Source organism: Dictyobacter halimunensis (assembly GCF_036245075.1).
On record NZ_BSRI01000002.1, the window covers coordinates 4,401,291 to 4,421,783 of the forward strand.

General features: G+C 60.2%; 8 protein-coding genes. All 8 read right to left on the minus strand.

What is annotated here, in order from left to right; genetic code table 11:
• Window positions 1-51: 51 nt before the first annotated feature.
• Window positions 52-366 (minus strand): Ada metal-binding domain-containing protein, encoded by a 315-nt coding sequence (locus AABA21_RS32185; protein ID WP_338256570.1) that lies wholly within the window; start codon window positions 364-366, stop codon window positions 52-54.
• 143 nt (window positions 367-509) lie between these two features.
• The gene (locus AABA21_RS32190) at window positions 510-2,084 is read right to left on the minus strand and encodes a hypothetical protein (RefSeq protein ID WP_338256571.1); all 1,575 of its coding nucleotides are present in this window, start codon (window positions 2,082-2,084) and stop codon (window positions 510-512) included.
• 49 nt (window positions 2,085-2,133) lie between these two features.
• Complete coding sequence (locus AABA21_RS32195; protein ID WP_338256572.1) at window positions 2,134-4,479, minus strand: AAA family ATPase; 2,346 nt, start codon at window positions 4,477-4,479, stop codon at window positions 2,134-2,136.
• A complete protein-coding gene (locus tag AABA21_RS32200) occupies window positions 4,473-6,347 on the minus strand; it encodes a DrmB family protein (protein WP_338256574.1) in 1,875 nt (624 codons plus the stop codon). The genes AABA21_RS32195 and AABA21_RS32200 overlap by 7 nt, the downstream gene beginning before the upstream one ends.
• The gene (gene drmA, locus AABA21_RS32205; RefSeq protein WP_338256576.1) at window positions 6,347-10,231 is read right to left on the minus strand and encodes a DISARM system helicase DrmA; all 3,885 of its coding nucleotides are present in this window, start codon (window positions 10,229-10,231) and stop codon (window positions 6,347-6,349) included. Before drmA ends, AABA21_RS32200 begins: the two co-directional genes overlap by 1 nt.
• A gap of 287 nt (window positions 10,232-10,518) precedes the next feature.
• Window positions 10,519-12,639 (minus strand): UvrD-helicase domain-containing protein, encoded by a 2,121-nt coding sequence (locus AABA21_RS32210; protein WP_338256579.1) that lies wholly within the window; start codon window positions 12,637-12,639, stop codon window positions 10,519-10,521.
• A 22-nt stretch (window positions 12,640-12,661) separates the two neighbouring features.
• Complete coding sequence (locus AABA21_RS32215) at window positions 12,662-16,882, minus strand: Eco57I restriction-modification methylase domain-containing protein (protein ID WP_338256581.1); 4,221 nt, start codon at window positions 16,880-16,882, stop codon at window positions 12,662-12,664.
• Between the two features lie 89 nt (window positions 16,883-16,971).
• Window positions 16,972-20,166 (minus strand): DISARM system SNF2-like helicase DrmD, encoded by a 3,195-nt coding sequence (drmD, locus tag AABA21_RS32220; protein WP_420917180.1) that lies wholly within the window; start codon window positions 20,164-20,166, stop codon window positions 16,972-16,974.
• Window positions 20,167-20,493 lie beyond the last annotated feature (327 nt).

Consider the following 20,493-nt stretch of genomic DNA (forward strand, 5'->3'; position numbering starts at 1 on the left):
GCAACGAGATCACGTTCGTCTCGTTGCCTGGGAGTGACCTGTGCCCGCGCATCAATACCCACACAGCGAACGGTAGATTTCCAGTGCCCGCTTCCTATCTCCCTCAGCCTGGCCTTCAGCCTGCTTCCAGAGTGGATAGCGATCTTTCATGCAGCGGGCGCAGGGCCGATAGCCTGCCGTGATGGCCGTCAGCTCGTCGGCGAAAAAGACGCGATGCTGGACATACTGACCCTTGGCGATGGCATTATTGGCGCTCGGACAATCGAAGCGGCCATATATTCTGCCTGGTTTATAACCCCCAAACGTCCCTTTCTGCTCGCTCTGATATGGTTTCCCATTGGTTCCGATCAATGTATACATCTTCATATGTTTTTTACCTTTCATCTTTCTCAAATGTCGATCCGTAATTGTTACTCTGCCGATGAGCTCTCTAACCTCTTCAGGCCTCTTTGGCTTGGATAGCGATGACGGTGGACCCCCGCAACCTTGTCGCACAGAAGGATGCGGACTTACGGTGGAGTCCGCTCCTCCATGAGAGTTGGTGGGTCGATGCGCTGGTTGATGACGTGGCAGACGCGCGGGTTGCGCAGGCAGTCGGTGTCGGCGTTGACGATGTCGAAGACGCCTGGTCCAATGTGGGCTTTGGGACAGAGCAGGGTGCGCCGATCTGGTCGGGTACCGGCGGCGTTGCGGGTGTCGAGCGTGAGGAAGGTGCCCTGGCAGACTGGTTGGGCACGCTCGGGTAGCTGTTCGGCGGCCATGTCGAGGATGGCGCGCAGCCGTTGCTGGAGCTGTGGAACGGGAAGTGTGGGCTCGATGTGGTAGAGGTGGATCTGCTGCTCGCTGGCCGCCGGTCGGTAGGGTCCCGCTTTCTGCCGGATGGTGCGCGTGATCTGCTGCTGCCCTTTGGGTTCGGGCAGGCGTGGGAAGAAGAGGGCGCCGGTATGCGCCCCCAGCAGGGCAATGTCGCCCAGCATCTTCTTGATCGGGCTGTGCGTGTTGGCGGGGTCGCTGCCGCTGAGGTAGTATTTGGCGTCGAGGATAACTGGTGGTTCGCGCCAGATGTTTTCTCCCCGGTATTCGACGACGAGTGGCTCGGCTCGTTCGATGCTGTAGTCGGGGCGCGAGGCGGGTGCGTGCTCCCAGGTGGGTTCGTAGCTGGTCGAGGTGTCCAGCTGGCGGTTGTAGAGCAGGCGGAAGCGGCGTCCCTGCCAGCTGAAGGTGCACTGCAGCAGGTCGGTGGCGATGGTCATATCCTGGGGCTGCACGGCCCCCTCGGCGTGGAGCAGGTGGATGAGTTCTAAGGCGATCCACAGCTCGTAGAGCCAGGCGGTCGTTTTTTCGTCTGAACGGGTCGAGCTCAGCGCCAGGGCCTGTTCGGTAGTAGCGCGACCGATGAGTACGCGCGAGAAGCGCCGCCACCAGTGAATGAGATCACGGTATGGGCTGGGACCCGGCTTGAGGCTGCTGGCGACCTGTTGGACCAGTGTGGGGATGGTGACGTGGCGGGCCTGCTCCTTGAGCTGACGGGCATAGCTACTGGCCAGCTCGCGCTGCGCCCGCTCGTCGGCGCTGCTAAAGAATTGTCGCTCCAGACTGTTGAGCTCTTCATCCTCAAAATGGATATTCATGGCTAGCTGGAGCTCCTGGCGTAGCTGGAGCGTAATGGCCACCGCCAGCACGTTTTCGGGTGTCTCCATATCGCGCTGGCGCACCCGTGTCAGCAGTTGCAGGGGAGGCTGCCCCGGCCACTGCTGCTGTGCGCGGGCCAGCGTCCGTGTCCAGTCTACATTCCCTCTGGTCGGAGCCTCCTCAAGCAAGCGCTTATGCGTTGTCTTCAAACTCAGCTGACGCCGGATGCGTGGCAAGATGTCATCCAGCAGCTCATTGCTAAAGAACTGGAGCTTGATATAGTGGTCGTATTGCTGAAGCAGTGGCATCTGCGGCAGCTGGCTGGCGGCCGAAAAAAGGCGAAATTGCTGGCGAAAGAGCGCCGTATCATGCTGCAAGAGCAGCCGCATGACCCGGCGCTGTAATTGCTGCGACCACGCCTGTACCAACGTCTCATCGCGCTGTAGAACCATCGTATCCCCCATTCAATAGAGCTATCCACCATCCCGATCCTTCCAATTATTAGAGGCCTCGCTCGGCTTTAAATGAGCGCAGGCGGCGCGTGAATTGCGGCAATGGATCGGTCTCGTATTGAAGATGGAATAGCTCGGCCAGGATGGTCGCTGTCACCTCTGGCCGGTCCTGGTTGGAGATCTGCTCGACCCGGGCATCGGTTAACACCTGTTGCCCCGCTTCATCATAGATACCGGCCAGCGAAAGCAGCTGTCCATAGAGGCGCTGCGGCATGCTATTGAGCCCATCCAGTAGCTTGCCGTATGCTGCGGGAAAGTTATCCGCTGGCGTGGTTAGATAGAGCAGCAGGGCCTCGATCTCGTCGGGCAGCAGGACCTGGAGCTGGTCGGCGATGGTATCGCACAGGGCCGCGTCCAGTGCCTGTCCAATCCATTGCTCGCGCGTGCTGTAGCCTTGCAGCACGCCCGCGATCAGCATGTGGCGCACCAGGCTGATCGCCTGCGCCGTGCCCAGCTGGCGATAGATACGAATCACCTCGAAGACGCGCCACGCCGCCTCGAAGGCTGAGCGGAACGCGTTCTGCTCCTCATCCCACACGATAGAATAGCTGCCATCGGGCTCTGCGCTGACCGCGAGGTTGTTCCAGTTGACGCTCTCAGCGCTCGCTTCAATGCTGTCGCTGAGATGCGCCACCTTTGTCAGCGCTTTATAGAGCACGATACCTTGCTCGGCTTTGCGCTGGGCCCGTGTCGGCGGCAGGATCTCGACGAAGGAGAAGCGCCGCTTCAAGGCTTCGCTGATCTGATTGAGGTAGCTACGATCGAAGCTATTCAATGTGCCGATGATGCGAAAGTCCTTGGGGATGGGCAGTTCTGCGCTGCCGTTTTCGATGGCGACGCGCAGCACGTCGTTGCCGCCCAGGGCCGTGAGCGCGTCGCCAAGGGCGAGATCGATGGGGGCGCGATTGAACTCGTCGATGACCAGCCACTGACCACGGAAGGTGGCTATTCTGTTGCGATCGAGTCCGCTATGCGCTTTCAGGCGTGCGCGCAGTGGGCTCAAGGTGCTCCATTCCTCAAAGCGCTCGCCCTGGAAAGACCAGTTGTCGAGGATGGTTGAGGTGAGGTGCCCATATTGGATGCTATAGCTGATGGTGCCGTTCTGGCTACGTGGCGCGATGCCGCTGATCAGCGTGCGCGCGCTCCAATCATCGGTCGCCGTCACCAGGCGCGTGGTGTAGGCGGTCTCCGTCACATAGGCGGCACTGGCTGTCGCGTCCGGATCGGCGGTGCTGACGCCCTCGTCCGGACTGGCCTGACTTTGCCAGAGCAATTCGGGAATGATGCGTGCCAACTCTGTCTTGCCGGTTCCAGGAGGTCCGGTCAGGATCACGTGTCCCGCTAGCAGCGCGTGGTAGATGCGCCTGACCAGCGCTTCATCGATGAGGATGTGCTTTTGTACTTCTTGAATGAGGTGCGTCAGCAGTGGCTCCGGCGTGGGTTTTAAGGGCATGTGCTCGATCAGCAGCGTCTCTGCCGTTGGCGCCGCGCTACCGGCCGTATTGGTCTGATGCTCCAGCGTCGTATAGAGTTCAGGTGGATCTTTCACGACTCCCGGTTGACCTGTTTTTCCGCTTAAGAGATCGCTATTATCAGGATCTTTGATAACCGTATCGGAGGTCAGGGTTTTAAATTGACCGGCGACCCAGAGCAAAAAGGCTTCATCCCAATACTCAAATTGCTTGAGCTGTGGTGCTTTCTGGCTGAGTTCATCCAGTAATGCGACTACTTTTCGATGCTCGTCCGCTTTTTTAACTTCAATCGTATTGGCACTGAGCATGGATGGTGGTAATGGCGACACTAATCTGGCTTGGACCAGGGTATAGATACCTTTACGCTGAGTTTCATAATAGATGCACGTTGGATTGGTTGGATCCAGCCAGCGCGCAAAGAGCGACATAATAAAGGCGCTATGGGATGGCGGGATAATCATACCACTACTTTTCCCTTCCCTGCGTAGTCGCTCCCTTTCTTGTAGTAAGAAGTTATAGAATGCTTCTATATGCGGACCCAGCGTAGCGCCGGTGAGTCCTTTCAGGCTGTTGCGGAAATGGATCTCAGCATTATTATTGGTCTCATTATAGTATTTGCTAAATTTATTGAGCTGCATCATAAACCCGGAGCCGTTGGCTCCCCAATATTCATGGTTGTGGAGGATGCTATTAATCTGTGCCAGCAGCGTTTTCAATGATATCTTTGCTTGCACAAAGCTTTGTACTGCCGCCTGTAATTCTGGCAGGCTGGCATTGCGCGTCCTGGTCCTTTGCTCTCTATGCTCAAGATATTTATGATCAGCTAAATATGCTGCGACGATTTCAGATAATGTTGTTACCATGCGTTATCTTCTTTTCTATTTTCGGTAATCTTCTTGAAGAAGGCCAGGTTGTCGCGCTCGACGGTGTTGATGATGACGGAGCGGTCGAGGTAGCGATTGCCTTTCTCGCACGAGGTTTCGGGGATGAACATGCAGGCGTGGCAGGCAGCTCCGTGTAGGGTGTTGTCTTCAAGGGTGACGTGCTCGGCGCACAGCGGATCGGAGGCGCAGTATTCCATGTCGTCGAGGACGCCGCCGATGTGGTAGCCCATCTCTTTGCCCTGGCTGACGAGCCCGCCCAGCGTGCCTTCACTGTCGGAGGCGGCGGTGTAGAGCAGGATCCCAGCCATCGGACCCCCTTCGTCGTCGGCGTCCTGCGAGTAGATGCGTTCGCGGATGCTTGCGGCGGCATAGCCGCAGTGCAGGGTCAGTTGCCGGATCAAGGCGTGGGCGAAGCTGTGCAGCAGCACGTAGCGGATGTTGGGATAGTTGGCGGCGCTGTCGGGCATATTGCGTGCCTCGCGCCAGCGCTTGTGCGCCTCGAAGAAGGTCCCGTTGTGCTCCTGGATCGCCAGCCGGTTGAGCCAGTCTCGAATGGCCTCTTCGCGGAACTGGATGAAGATGCCTTCGCCGCGCACCTCGGTGGCGGGCAGCCATTCGGGGGAGCGGCGCGAGAGCTGCATGATGTGGTCTTTGGGCAGCTCCTCCTCCTCGGCGAAGTCGCTGAGCGATTCAATGCGTGTGAAGCCGGTGAGGGCCATCACCTCGCGCAGCCGCTCGACCAGCACGACCTGCTGGATCACCTGCTCGTAGCCGGCGGGCGTCTCAGCGGGCATGATCTCAAAGTCGTCGGTGTGCGGCGCGTTGGCCGGATCGATCAAGATGCGCCACTCGGGCAGCTTGAGGTCTCTGGGACGCACGATGGCGTCGGAGCTTTGCTGCTGTTTCCTTTCGATGCCCTGCCAGATCGTCTCAGGACTGTAGCTGCCCAGCTGCTGCTGGATCTGCGGGATGAGCATGAAGGTTTTGAGCAGCTCGATGCTGCTGGCCGCCTGCAGGATGCTCCAGTTGTGCTCGATCAGTTCCGCCAGCGGGTCTTCGCCCTCGGGGAGCGAGAGCGAGGTGTAGCCAAGGGGGAACCAGGTGTTGGAGGCTGAGAGCAGCGTGGTTTTGGCCTGGGAGCCGCATTTTTTCTTCGCGTAGCGGCGCAGGTGGGGGCTGCGCCCGCTGCACGTCGGGATGTAGTTTTTCTCATCCTCGGTGTTGTCGGCCAGGGCCTGCGACATGGGACGCCGTTGGCCGCAGGTGCGGCACTCGATGATGATGTCGGATGCCTCGCCCGAGACGCCACGCTCGGTCATGTAGAGGGCGGACTTGCAGGGACGGGCGCCGTGGATGAAGTGGTGCCAGGGGAAGTCGTCGAGATGGCCCGCTTCGCAGGCGATGAGGAAGCGCGAAGGGACGACCATCGGCTTCTTGCCCTTGGGGCAGTTGATGTGGCGGTAGCTGGTGCGGTCGGGATGGAAGTCGTTGGCCTGCAGCTCGAAGTAGCCGTCATCGATGGAGGCGAGCAGGCGGCAGGAGGGACAGACCATCCAGCGCGGGAAGGCGGCGACCGGCACGCCGATGTACTGAGGCGTCTTGCCGGTCTTCTCGGCGGCCGAGGGGGTCAGCAGGCGCTTGACCTGCGGCCCCATCACGGATTGAATGGCCTCCAGCAGGCGTGGCTCAATGATCTCTTCCGATTTGTACGTGTCCCAGTCGTCGATGCCCATGATCAGGGTCGACATGTGAGGCAGATCCACGATGGCGCCGACGCCATAGGAGAGGATCAGCTGGCTGGGACGTAGTTCTCCGACGGGATGCTTCTTGATGAATGATGTGGGCATTAGTGTGTCTCCTCCGACGTATCTTCCTCTGTGTCGAGATCATTGGGGTCGCCCAGCTTGCGCTCGTCGATCAAGAGCTGGACGGCTGGCTCGACGTTGCGCATCGAGTTCAGGCAGGTGAAGGGTTCCCATTTGCCGCGCTGCGGCTCTTTGAGCAGGTTGAGCATGCCGTTTTTAGCTTGCTTGTAGTTGAGCGTGGCGTGCGTGTTGGCCTGCTTAAGCCAGAAGCTCTTGAGGTTTTGCAGATCGTGCTGGACGCGTTCGCTGGATTCGATGGCTACCTCGTAGGCGCGCTGGCTGATGACCTGGATGGCCTGCTCGATTAAGGCTGGATCGGCGCCGATCTCGCCGGCGGCGTCGTTCTTGTTGAAGCGCTGGTCGTTCAGGCGGATGAGGCTGACGAGTAGCGCGGCCAGCCCGCGATCCAGGGCGCGCGGCGCGAAGGGCGTGACCGAGAGGGCCTCGACGTGCTGGTAGAAGGTGGCGTGATACTGCTCGAACTGCTCGTAGTGCGAGAGATCGCGCGGTCGCGCCCAGTTATAGACGGTGCAGACCAGTCCGGGGGCATTACGGCCGACGCGGCTGGTGGCCTGGATATACTCTGAGGTCGTCTTGGGCTGGCCGGTGACGACCATCAGGCCGAGGCGCTTGACGTCGACGCCGACCGAGATCATGTTGGTGGCCAGCAGGACGTCGATCGGTTTGGGTCCGCCTTCGATGCCGAACTGCTGCTCCAGGCTGCTCAGCACGTCGGGGATGTCCACCGAGCTGACGCGCGAGGTGAGCTCCTGCACCTTGGGACGCGAGCGGTTGGCCAGTCCGCGCTGCTCCATACGCCAGATGCGGTTGCTAACGTCGTCGTCGACGAGGTGGCGCATGCCGCCCAGCTCGCTCATCGAGTTGAAGTAGCCGACCAGCGTCATCCAGGGATCGGCGTGCGCTCCGTATTTGGTGTAGAGTACCTGCGCGCCGGCCAGCAGCGAGAGGTAGACGCGGATCTGCGCCGCCTTCATGCGGCGTCCGTTGGCGCAGATGCCCAGGTAGCGGCGTCCGGGCGCGTCGGGACCCGGCTTGCGCTGGCGCGAGAAGAAGTTGTCCTCGACGTCCAGGCCCTGCGGCGGGAAGATGTTGACGCTGCGCATGAAGAGTGCCTCGATCTGCAGCCCGGCCTGTCGGATGGTGGCGGTGGCCGCGATGACCTTGGGGCGCACCCGCTGTCCCTTGACCTCCCAGCTGGCCAGGTGATCGACCGCCGTCTCGTAGAGTCCGACCAGGGTGCCCAGGGGACCCGATATCAGGTGCAGCTCGTCCTGGATGATCAGGTCGGGTGGGCGCAGCGGCGCGTGGGCATACGAGTGGGCCAGTTGGTGCTTACCTACCGGGCGATGCTTGTCGCTGTCCTTGATCTCGGGCGAGCGGAAGCCGTGGCGCTCGCAGCGCTGATCGACCTGCCCGAAGAGCATCTGCGTCTCGCCCTTCCAGGGCAGCTGCGCGAACTTGTCGACGGTGGCGATCAGCAGGGCCGGCAGCAGACGGTAGATCTCTTCGTCGACCACCAGCACCGGGATGCCCTCGTCGCTGGATTTGGCACGACTGAAGGGGCAGGAGCCGAAGGGATCGCTGCAGTAGGTGAGGGTGCGGCCGCGCCCCTTTTCGTAGCTCTCGACCGTGATGTCCTGGCCGGTCTCGATCTGCTGTCCGCACCAGGGGCAGTGGGTGATCTGGCGTGGGTTGCCGCTGCCGCCTCCGCCGTACTTGCTGGCCTCGCGGGCCTGATTGATGGCCTCGGCCGCCTCGTCGGTGGTGTTGGGCGTCGATTTCTGCCCCACCCACAGTCCCAGGCGGAACGGGGTCTGGCCCCAGGTGGACGGCGCGCCCCGGCGGATAATCTCGCAGGCGCAGATCAGGGCGGCGGCGCGTTGGAACTGCTGCAGCGTCAGCAGGCGCAGGGTGTAGCGCATGATGACGGCCACACCGTCCTCGCCGGAGCGCCCCTCGACCACGCCCTGCAGCCGGCGGATGCCCAGCGTGTAGGCGGTCAGGCCCAGGTAGGCCTCGGTCTTGCCGCCGCCGGTCGGGAACCACAGCAGGTCGGCCAGCGCCTCTTTGCCCGCCCGGCGATCCTCGTGCGTGGGATCGGTCAGGGCCGGGATGTTGAGCAGGATGAAGGCCAGCTGGAAGGGGCGCCAGCTACGGTTGTGCGGCAGGTCGATGTCGGTCAGCTGCTTGCCGCTCTGGCTGCGCTTCTCCTCGGCCAGCAGGGTATGGATGCGCTGCAGCCACATGGCGCGGTTCATAAAGCTAAAGGTGCTGGCCGCCTGCGGGTCGGTGCTGACCAGGTCGATGCCCTGCTGGATGCGCCGCAGGGTGCGGCGGCAGTTGGTGATGGCGCTGTGCGCCGCCTCCTGGTAGGGCTGCAGGTCCTCGCGGGGATCGCTGATGCGCCGCTCCTGCTGATCGATCCAGTCGCTGTAGGTGCTGAGCAGGGGACGTAGCAGGTCGGGCAGTTCGGACACCCCGGCCTGGGCCAGCGTGCGCATATCCAGGCAGAGCCCGGCCAGCCCCGGCAGGTCGCGCTCCGTGGGGGCTTCGGTGCGCGGCACCTCGTAGCCGGGGATAATGCGCGTGGTCAGCCGGTAGGCGCTGGTCGAATCTTCGGCCAGCGTCTCGGCGTGGACGCTGACGCCGTGGCCGATGGCGAAGCCTACCTGCTTGCGGTAGAGCATGGCCAGCGCCTTATCCTCCTCCTTATAGATCTTCTGCAGCTCGGATGGGCGGCGGCGGAAGATCGGCCCGCCACTGGGGGCGGCCACGCTCATCTCGGGCTGGAAGAGATAGAACGAGTCGCTCGTCTTCTTGGAGAGGATGCGCTGCCCGTTGACCAGGAAGAGTGTCACGATCCAGAAGTTGGCCGAGCGGCGCACCAGTCCCTTAAGGTAGACCTCGGGCTGCTCATCTGGTTCCGGCTCGATGCGCTCGATGGCGCCGGCGCGCAGCTGAATCGTCAGCGGCTGGCCGCCGCGCGGCACGCGCTTCCAGATCTGCGTCGAGCGCGACCTCCCCTCGGGCTTGACCTGGCTCTCGGCCTTGATATACTGCCCCCAGCGTGCTGTGACCTGGATGTGCGTCGTCTGGTGATCGACGCAGAAGCTCATGCCGATCGACGAGGGACTCAGGCTGGTTTTCTGCGAGGCATCGGTATCCGGCTCGCCGTGCTCCTCGACGCCGCTCTCGATCGTGCCCTGGCTGTCCAGTTCCTCCGCCGGGGCGGCCTTCTCGTTAGGGGCCAGAATCCCCACCAGGTAGCGGTCATGCACGCGGAACTCGTCGACCTCCTCCTCTTCGCCGCCAGCCGGACCCAGCAGGTCGCGCAGCAGCAAATCCTCTAGCTCATTGCGCAGCTCATACGGCGTCGGCACCCGTCCCTGTAGGATCGCTCCTCCCAGCTCTGGCTGGTTCACCTTGCCCGTGGTCACGCTCGTTACCTTCTTCGTCATCTCAACCTCATCCTCACTCTTTATCTCTTCATCTTCAACAACAACAACCTCATCCTCCGGCAACCACAGCTCCGGCCGACTCGTCGCGTGCGGCGTCGGCGGAATCTCCAGCGGCTTCCCGATCACCGTCGCCTCCCGATCATCGCCCGCCAGCTTAAAGGCCGCCACCACGATCGGTGCCAGCGCGTCCGACAGCGTCTCGGCTCCCAGTTGCTCCACATGGTCGGAAGGGTCCAACCCCTTCAACAGCGGCACCAATTGTGCCGGGCTAACCGTCGGCTCGACATCACGCCAATCCAAACGAATAGAGCCATCACGCAACAATTTATTTAAACGCGCCAGCTCACCCGGCGCCGCCAACTCTCTCCCCAAACGGATCGTATCCAAAATGCCATCCTTATTCTTTCAATCCTCGAACGGTAAAACGAAAAGGGACTACAGTACGTGCGGGGCTTGCCCCCGCTTTTGCCCTTCCCGCTCGGCAAAGCAACAAGAAAGACGTTCTGCATCATCCTGAACCTGCATGAATGAGCGGCGAGGAAGGAAGCGGGGGCAAGCCCCGCACGTACTGTGGTCTTTTCTCTTCATGCATTTCTTAAATTTGAATGTATTGGCCTTTGCAGCTGATTTTTCTTTTATCGTGCAATATCGTTGGTATGCATCGGTCATCGAGATCATATTTTCCGCGTTAAATTCCAATATTGGGGATCGAAACCATCGAGCAGGGGCGTGGTGGCACCCTGGGGGATGATGACGATCAGGGCGCGCATGGCGCGGGTCATGCCGACGAAGAGCGTGCGGCGCTCGCCGGCGAGGTGCTCGGCGCGCTGCTCGTCGCTGGCGTCGGCCGGGATGATCGGGTAGTTGGTCGGCGTGAAGCCAGCCAGGGCCACGATCGGGAACTCCAGTCCTTTGGATGATTTGAGGGTGATGACCTTGATGCCGGGCCGGCTCAGGTCGAGCTCGCGGCCGGACATGTAGGTGGCTTCGAGTCCCTGGTTCTCCAGGGCGATGGCCAGGCTGCGGCCGGCGTTTTCGTTGGGACAGAGCACGGCGCACGAGCCGATGGGCAGGCGCAGGCTGCGACTGGCCTGCTTGAAATAGGTTGTCAGCAGCTTTGCTTCGTGGCCGACGGTGGCGACCAGGCGCGCGTCGGGCGTGGGTCCGCTGTTGATGTACTGTGGCTCGCTCACCTCGGGTTCGAGGGCGCCGTAGCTCAGGTAGGATTGCGCGGCCTCGCCGATCTCGGCGGTCGAGCGGTAGTTGGCTTTGAGGATGCAGGTGCGGCCCTGGAAGCGCAGGCTCTCGTGGACCTCGGACCAGGAGAAGCCGCCGCCGTAGATCGATTGGTTGGCGTCGGCGGTGATGAAGAGCCGGTTAGGGGCTTTGCAGTAGGCCACCAGCACGCGCAGGGCGGTCGGATCGAGGTCCTGCGCCTCGTCGATGACGACGGCGTCGTACTGCTGCAGTGCGGTCTGGGGAGCGAGCAGGCGGGCGGCGCGCAGGCGGCGCAGCGCGAAGGTCTCGATCCCCTGCTCCTCCATCAGCCCTCGCCAGTGCTCGTAGACCTTCCAGACCGCCGCGCGCTGGGTGGCGTTCAGGCGCAGCTTGCGTCCGCTGCGCGAGGCCTTGACGTATGCTTCCTGGCCGTCGAGCTGGCGCGCGACGATTACCTTCTCGATCTCTTCCATCAGGTAGTCAACGCCCATGCGCTGCAGAATCTGCTGCTGGGCCTGTTGCTGCAGCTGGTTGCCGTTGAAGGTGACCTCGCCGATGGCCCGCGTCAGCAGCTTCTTTGGCTGCTCGCCGCTCTCGATCTGGTAGGGGTTCTCCTGCCGCTGGGTGCGCAAGAACTTGTGGATAACACTATCGGCGGTTGCCACCTCGACATAGATATGTTTGGGGCCGAGCAGCTGCTTGAGGAGCTGCTGCGACGAGCGGATCAGGGCGTTGGTGTAGGTGGTGAACAGGATCCTCGGTTGAGCCTGCCCGCTGGCCCGCAGCTGGTCGAGCAGCGAGCGGATGCGGTAGAGCGCCACCGTGCTCTTGCCGGTGCCGGGTCCGCCCTTGACCAGGGTGGGGCCGGTGACGCCCATCGACCACGAGGCGTAGCGCTCCTGCTCGGGCGAGAGCTTGAGCAGGAAGGATAGTAGTTCGCCCTCCTTGTAGCGCAGCAGGTCCTCAGTATCCGACAGGACCAGGTTGGGCTGCTGGATGACCTGCTCCATGGGGGGATCGAACATGTGGCCGTCGATGCGCAGCAGGATTTCGTCGGGGACGCCGGGACAGGAGAGCAGCCGGTCCTGGTCCCGCACACGCAGCAGGCGGATATGATACTGATCGGGGACGCGTAGCCGCTTGAGCAACTCGACCGTGATCGGCTCCGGCAGAGGTTTGGAGCTGATGGCGCTGTCAAAGGCGTGATCCCAGTCGACGCGCGGCGAGTTGCTGGTGGTTGCGTCGCCATGCTCGACATCCAGCGCGGCCAGCACATCGGACGATGGTGGGGCCTCGGGGGCCACCGTATCACTATAGGTGTCGTCATCGCGATCATCCATCTTATAGATGCAGATCACATCCTGCTGGAAGGTATAGAAGATGCGGTAATCGCCGGAGCGGATACGATAGGGGCGGCCCGGCATATGGGTCAGCTGCTTCTTCAACTTGCCGTCCGGCAGTGGATTCTGCTCCAGCATTTCCACCTTGTCGCGTACCTGCTTCACCTCTTTGGAGGGCAGCTTGAGCAGATAATCCAGAAAGGCCGGCTTCATCAAGAGTTCCCACTTCTTACTCATCGCGCACAAGCATCCTTTCTTGTTACAGCTCGAACAGCCGGCCCTGCCCCGGCTGATCCTCTTCGTCATCGCCGCCGGACCGCCGCCCGTCGCTGGCATCCTTACCCGTACCATGCTTGCCGGTGCGGCCCTGTCGGTCCTCGGCATCCTTAGCCAGCAGCTTCTTGCCCTTGGCCGTCGGCTTGCCATTCTCATCCACCAGCCCGGCCGCCACCTCCTCCGCGTGCCGCTGATGGTTCAGCAGCAGCAGCCGATCCAGCACCTCCTGCCGCGCCGCCTCGCTGATCGTATAGCGCAGCCCCTGCTTCGTCTCATGAAACCCATGCTCCAGCTTCAGGTCATCCCACCCATACGCCCGCGCCACCTCCTCATCCATCTCCCTATGCATCTCACGCAGCCTCACGATATCCTCTGCGTGCTCCCTGGGATCATGCATACGGTTGTATATTTTTGTAAGCCCCTCTTGCCGAGCTTGCATAATGGATTGGCGATGATGGTTGTAACAATCGCCAATACTATCAAGATTGCCTATGCTTGACGGGAATGGAAAAGTTTCAAAACAATCTGTAGGCGCATATTGTAATCGCGTTTCTAATGTACCAGAGAAGTATCTAGCCCAAATCTCATGAATGTTACTGCTTAATATACATAAGTATCTATACTGATCGAAAGGGAAAACAACAAGTTTATTCATAAAAACCTGATTAGTTGGAACAAAGCAAAAAGATAAATGTTTGGTGAATATAGAACAAACTAATACCTGTTCCATATCGGCAATTGTCGAGTAGAGATTCGAACATTTTTCTGCATATTGCCACCACCTTTCTCTATAAATTTTGCGATTACTTGTACTTCTTTGTGGTTTGACTTTTTCCTCTACTGTTTTAAAGCAGTCAGGATATAAAGCTGCCTTTTCTAAGGACCAATCATGAAAGTTAATAATCCAACGACTGGCTGTTTGGTTTGGATGAGTGTTTAGATCCTCTCCATTAAGGTAAGGAAAGAGTATATTCTTATAGCGAGTATCTTTCTCAATATATACTTGTGCTTCCTCAGGTTCTACGACGAAACCTAGTCCTAAGACAACAGAACCCTGGAAAGATTTATTTAAATTAACAATAAGTTTATAAGGCTTACCCTGCACATTTCCTTGAACCGTGAGGAAAGAGGTAATACTATTTACAATCTTATTATTTAAGATATATGCTCCTTGCCAGTTGCCCTTTCTTAACCAAACATAAGCAACTTCCAATGCAGCTTCACCAGGCCATGTTTGGCTTGGTATTGCGCGGGGAATTGTCCAACCAGAAGATATTATCTGGTCAAGCCCGACTTCTCGTGTATCTCCCTGTGCAATAGTATTTGTGGCAAGGAGTGCACCCATTCCGTTTTGTCGCGCGAGCATTGTTACCCTTAGGAAGAAATATGCGCATAAATCAGCGTGGCCTGTTACATTATTTGCCAAATACTTTAGGAGATAATTTCGATAATCTGTACCTAGAGTTCCTGTAATCTTTTTTCCTCCCTGAAATGGTGGATTCCCAACAATTGCTGCAAAGCCTGCATCATCATCTCTATTTATGAACACTTCAGGGAACTCTAGATGCCAGTGGAATGGACGACGGCCTTTTAATAAGTCGTCTACCTCTTTTCGTATTTTATTAAATGCCTCTCTCTTATTGGCCCATTCTTTGGCAGTTGGCTGATGATAAATGGCCTGCTCGTAAGCTTTTGCCAGAACTGAATATTCAAAAGCTAGGGTATCCTGCATAGCTTGTTGGCGTCTGGGATCACTCAGTGTGACACCTATTAGTAAATCTGCTCCAAGGTTAAGAATCGCAGTCGTATCCTCGGCCTTTTTCAGATTTCGCTCTTTTTCCTCAATATCACTAATATCAATATTTGGTGTGTTGATGATTTGTTTACGCAGCGATTTGGCGATATCTAGATTGCGTCTGACCTGATTACCAACGCTCCAAGAAGATTTACCGATCTCGCCAGATTTTGCATCTAGCGACCAGTTGGAAAGTTGGCGATCACTGATTCCTAATAAAGAATCACCACAACGCAAGGCGTGATCAAGAAATGTGAATGGTCTACCTTTAGCAAGTGTAATCAGCCACATTGAAAGTTTGGCCATCTCAACAGCCATTGGATTTTTGTCGACACCATAAATACAGCGCTCACTCACTAGACGACGAGCCATCATTAAGCGTTCTTCTCGATCAAGCGGGATAAGCTCTTCGCTGGCTCCCCCCTGCGAGAGTTGCCCACTGGGTGTTTTTTGAGGGATGGCCAGCACCCTATTGCTGTTGAGCTCGCGGTCGGTCTTTTCCCAGGCCTGAACCAGCTTCTCGGAGAGGTAGCGGCAGGTCTGCACCAGGAAGGCGCCGGAGCCCATGGCGATGTCGCAGACGGTCAGGCTGAGGATCTCTTCGGCTGTGCGCAGCTGCCACTGCTCCTCGGGCCAGCCCTCGGCGGGTCCGATATAGACCAGGGGATCAAGGGCGTGCCGCACGATCGGTTCGGTCAGGCTCCTGGGCGTGTAGTGGGTGCCGGTCGAGCGGCGGTCGCTGCCGTGGGTCATGTAGACCGAGCCGGCCGTGATGATGGTGTAGTTCTGGAAGGTATCTTTGCGCAGCAGTCCGGCGTAGGGCAGCACGCGCTGGAAGATCTCGTGCTGGTTGTCGCAGGCCTCCATCAGGCGGCTGCGATCCTGCTGCTTCTCCAGCCGCAGCTCCAGTGCCTTCTTCAGCGCCGGCTCGCCGCGTCCCGTCACCTCCTTGAGGTAGGCCAGCAGCGCCTGCTCACCCTTGCCTGCCCGTTGTTCCAGCTCATCCAGCGCCACCTCTGGTTCGGACTTATCGCTGCCCTGCAGTCCCAGGATCGTGGCCTGGGCGCGCTTGACGGTATGGTCGAGCAGCCCCTCATAGACGTGGCCGATCTGCTCGATATCCAGGCCCCGGAACGAGAGGCGGCGCGGCTCAACCACGCCTCCCACCCTCACCTGCAGATATTGCAGGGCGTTGAGCAGGTAGAGCACGGTACGATTATCGATGCGCAGCGGATTGGCCGGCGTCTCGCGCCAGCTGCTCCCTGTTGCCCGGCCCTCCAGGAAGGGGAATCGATCGGGATCAAACAGGCGGCCACCATAGGCGGGCAGCTGCAGATCATGGTGGTGCAGTCCGCCATAGACGATGCGGAAGATGGCCAGCAGGCGGCTCCACGCATCGTAGCGCAGGCCTAGCACCTCCTCGCCCTGCTGGTCGGCCTGCTCGCGCAGCTGCTGGTGCAGCGTCGAGGCCGCGTAGTTGTGGTCATAGATCGGATCTTCCAGCAGCAGCAGCTTGCGCTCTTCGGCCGAGAGCAGGAAGACCAGACGCATCATCACCGTCAGCGCCGCCTCATACAGCTGCGTCTCCGGCACATCCCTGAGCAGCTCGCGACCGCTATCCTTATCGATGCGATCCAGCGTCTGCACCAGCACCTCGACGGCGCGGCGCACCTGGTCGCCCAGCTGCGTCGTCACCTCCTGCTGCTTGCTGGCGCTCTCCGCCAGCAGCGCCTCGATCGTCTTGCTCGCCTCGACATTAAAGAAGCGCCGCATGCCCAGCAGGCTATGGAAGGCGCGCAGCGTCACCTTCTCCTCCAGCCACAGCGAGGCGTACCAGGAATAGTAGCCGGTCGTCTCCCCGGCCGGGGCATCCACCAGCATCCAATGCTCTCCATTGGTCAGCAGGCCCAGGCGGATATCGTTCTTGCGCAGCAGCTCCATCATGCGCGTCTCCGGATAGGCGTTCCAGGCCTTGCCCGGCACCGGCCTGCGCAGATTCTGATTCTTGGGATAGAGCTGGACCAGCAGGCGCGGCTTCGGCTCATGGGGCGACTTGATGGCCAGCGTCGGGCGCAGCGTCTCGCCGTATTCCTTCATCTCCAGGCTCAGCGAGGCCGGCAGCTGCTGCCCCTCCAGGATCGCGGAGGGGTGCATATCCAGCAGTTCCTCCAGCACGAAGCGCAGCCACTGATGGTGGATGGCCGGGTCGGGGCGCGACCCCTCCTGGTTATCGGCCCACTCCTCATAGGCCAGGCGCAGGCGGCGGCGCATCTCGGCCTCCTCATCCTTCGCATCCAGGCCATGGGGGAAGGCATCCTGCAGCACCGGCAGGCTCAGGAAGGGGCCAGAGACTTCAATCAGGGACAGCCAGTCGGCATGATGGCGGGTAATCGACTGTTGAGCAACCATCGTGGATGAATCCTTTCAAGGGTGCGCCGTAGGGCGGGAGGGCGCGGCATACGCTTGATGCGCGCGCCCTCCCGTCCGGTGCGGCGCTCCTAGCGTGCCAGATGGGCAGGCACGACATATGTCACGGCGACAGGAAATATTCTGGGTTTGGGATCGGCGAAGCGCTGCTGGATGCGCGCGGTCTCCTGCTCGATCTCGCTATCGATCTGCTGCAGGCGAGCCTCCAGGGCCGAGATGTCCCGGTTGAACTGCTGGCGCTCCTCCTGCGAGAAGCCCGACAGCTCAAGCTGCACCACCTCCGGCTGCTCCAGCTCCTTGCTGATATTCTCCTTCAGCTCAGTCAGGATCGCCGTGATGTCGGCCTGCTCCTTGGCGGCGCGATCGGCCATCTTCTTCTGCAGGCTCTTTGTGCGCTCGCCCATGCGGTTCTCCAGAGCGCGGATCAGCGGCTGTCGATGTACGTCCCACTGGGAGGCCAGCCGTTGCTGCACCGCCGGGGAGACCTCGCGCTGCTGCAGCGCATCCTGGATCATCTTCAGCTGGCCCTCGTTCATCGGCACGAAGCGGCCCTCGCGCAGATAGCCACCGGCGGCGATGACCTCCTCGTGCAGGCGCTGATTGTCGCCGCCCAGCACCAGCAGACGCGCGTGGGCGATTACCGCTGGCACATCCATCGTGATCGAAGGCACCGTGCGCGCCGTCACGCGCTGCAGCTTGCTCTGCTCGCCGCTGGCCCACACCTCCGCGCGCAGCAGGCGCAGCGACATCGTCACCAGCCGATGGTTCAGGTGGGCCAGCACCACATCATCGCGCCCCTGCGCCAGCGTATGATCGAACACGATCGGCCGCTTCACATGCGTATGGGGATGCTCAAGCCCCTCGGTACACCTGGCCCAGCTCCCGGTCAGCTCGGGCACATCGAAGACCTCGATCGGGGGATGGTGGCCGTGTGGATCTTCCAGCGTACGCGCCTGCAGTGCAGGCTGTTTCGCCAGTTCCAGGGCGGTCTCAACCACCGCCTGGATATGTTCCGGCGTCAGGCCCAGCTCGCGCTTGCCCTCCTGCAGCTGCTCATAGAGCTGGCGGATATGCGCCTCCAGCCGTTCACGCTGCCGGCGCTGGAAGGCCAGGAAGCGCTTCGAGGGCGCCTTCGCCTCCGCCTTGCCGGTATCCAGCTGCCGTCGCCGCCCCAGCATCGCCTCCTCCACCTGCGTCGCGATCACCGGCCCCACGCTCCCCAGGTCCTCGCGGATATACTCGATCTTGCGCACCGCCTGCATCAGGAAATCCAGATCGTCGTCCAGCTGCTGGCGCTCCCGCGTCGCCATCGACTGCTGCTCATAGCGGCTGCTCACAAAATGATAGATATTCACCTCCGGCGCCCGCTGTCCGTGGCGATCGACGCGGCCATTGCGCTGCTCCAGTCGATTGGGGTTCCAGGGGATCTCATAGTGGATCAGCTTCGAGCAGTGGTTCTGTAGATCGATACCCTCCGATGCGGCGTCCGTGGCCAGCAGGATGCGCACCGACGAATCATCCGGGTCAGCCTGGAAGGCCGCCTTGACCTCCTCACGCGCCTTCGTATCCATGCCACCATAGAGCAGCTGCAGGCGGCGCTCGCCATCGGGACCCGCCTCGGCGAAGCCCTCGCGCGCCAGCAGATCATAGAGCCAGTTCTGCGTCGCCCGGTACTCGGTAAAGATAATCACGCGCTCACGCGACCACTGTCCTCCCGGTCGGATCACGCGGAACAGCCAATCGATCAGCTCCTGCGCCTTGCTATCAGGGCGGCGCCGCGCCTCCTCCGCCCAGCGCCGCAGCCGCTTCAGCAGCGCCTGCTCATGATCTGTCGGCTCATGGAAGAGCGGGGCCGCCGTCGTCAGCGCCTCCGACGTCACCTCATCCAGGTAGGCATCGTCATCGCTCTCCTCCTCGATCTTCTCCACCCGGCTGCGCAGAATCCCCTCGCTCGGCTGCTTCGTCACCGCCGTATGGCGCTGCCGCTCACCCAGCGACTGCTCATGCTTCTCCAGCGTCAGGCAGAAGGCCTCCGGCGAAGAGAAGAGCCGCTTCTTCAGCAGCATGAACACGAACTCAGAGGCATAGCGTTCAACACTATCCTGTGCCTCACGGATGCGCGCCGCGCTGTATTCCTGCAGCAGCTGGTGCGCCTCCCGCTCCTGCGGCGTATAGGCCACCGGCAGCGGCGTAATCTGACGCTGCGCGAAGCGCGCCGAACCATCCCAACGCTTCGGCAGCTCCGACTTCAGGCGTCGGATCATCACCGCCTGCAGCTGCTCGGGATCAGGCTCCACCCCGCGCGCGAAGCGCTGATTGTCCAGCAGCTCCAGCAGCGCCGTAAAGCTCTCTCGGTAGCCATTGTGCGGGGTCGCCGACAGGAACAGCTTATGCTCAAAATGCGGAGCCAGGCGCCGGATCGCCGCCGTACGCTGCGAATCCGTCGCGTACTTCCCCTGGCTCGAAGGCGCGATATTATGCGCCTCATCCAGGATCAGCAGATCGAAGCGGCGTGGATAGAGCGGCTCGCCCGCAGCCGGCAACGCCTCCGTAAACAGGCGCAGCGGCCGCTCGCGCTTCAAGAAATCGATCGAGGTAATCAGGCGCGGAAAATGCTTCCACGGATTCACATGCAGCCCCCGCTCACGGCGCAGCGAGCGCATCAGCTCGCTATCCACGATGCGGAACTCCAGCCCAAACTTATCGCGCATCTGGTCGCGCCACTGCACCTGCAGCGCTGCCGGACAGACAATCAAGATCTTGCGCGCCCGGTGGCGGATAATCAGCTCCTGCGCCACCAATCCCGCCTCAATCGTCTTCCCCAGACCCACATCGTCCGCGATCAACAGATTCGCCCGTGGCATCTGGATCGCCCGTGCCACCGGGTCCAGCTGATAATCCTCAAGATCGATCCCGCTCAAAAAGGGAGCCTGGATCGCCTTCACATCCGCGCTCGAAGCCGCGCCCCAGCGCACCGCGTGCAAAAAAGTATCCAACCGCTCAGGCGTATCAAAGCGCACCGGCTGTGGCAGCGGAGTCTTCTCAATCGCAGCCGCCCCCGGCTCCACCTCCCAGATCACCTGCAGCTCCTCACCCAGCCCATCATCCTCCACCGAAGAAAGCGTCACCAGATGCTGCTTATACAAAGACTTCACGGAGGCATCATGTGTAGCAAGCGTACTCACCACATTATCGACAACCACATACCGACGTTGCCTGACATTGACCAGCTGACCAACTTCAGGGAGAGAGGCCACAGAATCCAAGGATGAGCTCCTGACTAGTTCAACACTGAACATCGCATAAAAAATATAGCGCATACATAGAAATAAAATAACAAAAAAGCACAGACTTCCTCAACGGCACAATTGAATATAGAGCACGGAACCCACTTCACTATCTCTTAGAGGGTCATAGTGAATGAACACATACCGCTAGCCTGGCAGTCCCTACTAGAAAAGAGGAAGATTTCCGTAGCAGAACTGTTTAATGTTCTTCAAGGCTATCGTAAATTATACCTGGATTTCTCTCAAAATACCAGAGTTTAGACGAATCACCTACAAATGCGAGTATTCGTGCTCATCCCAACGTAG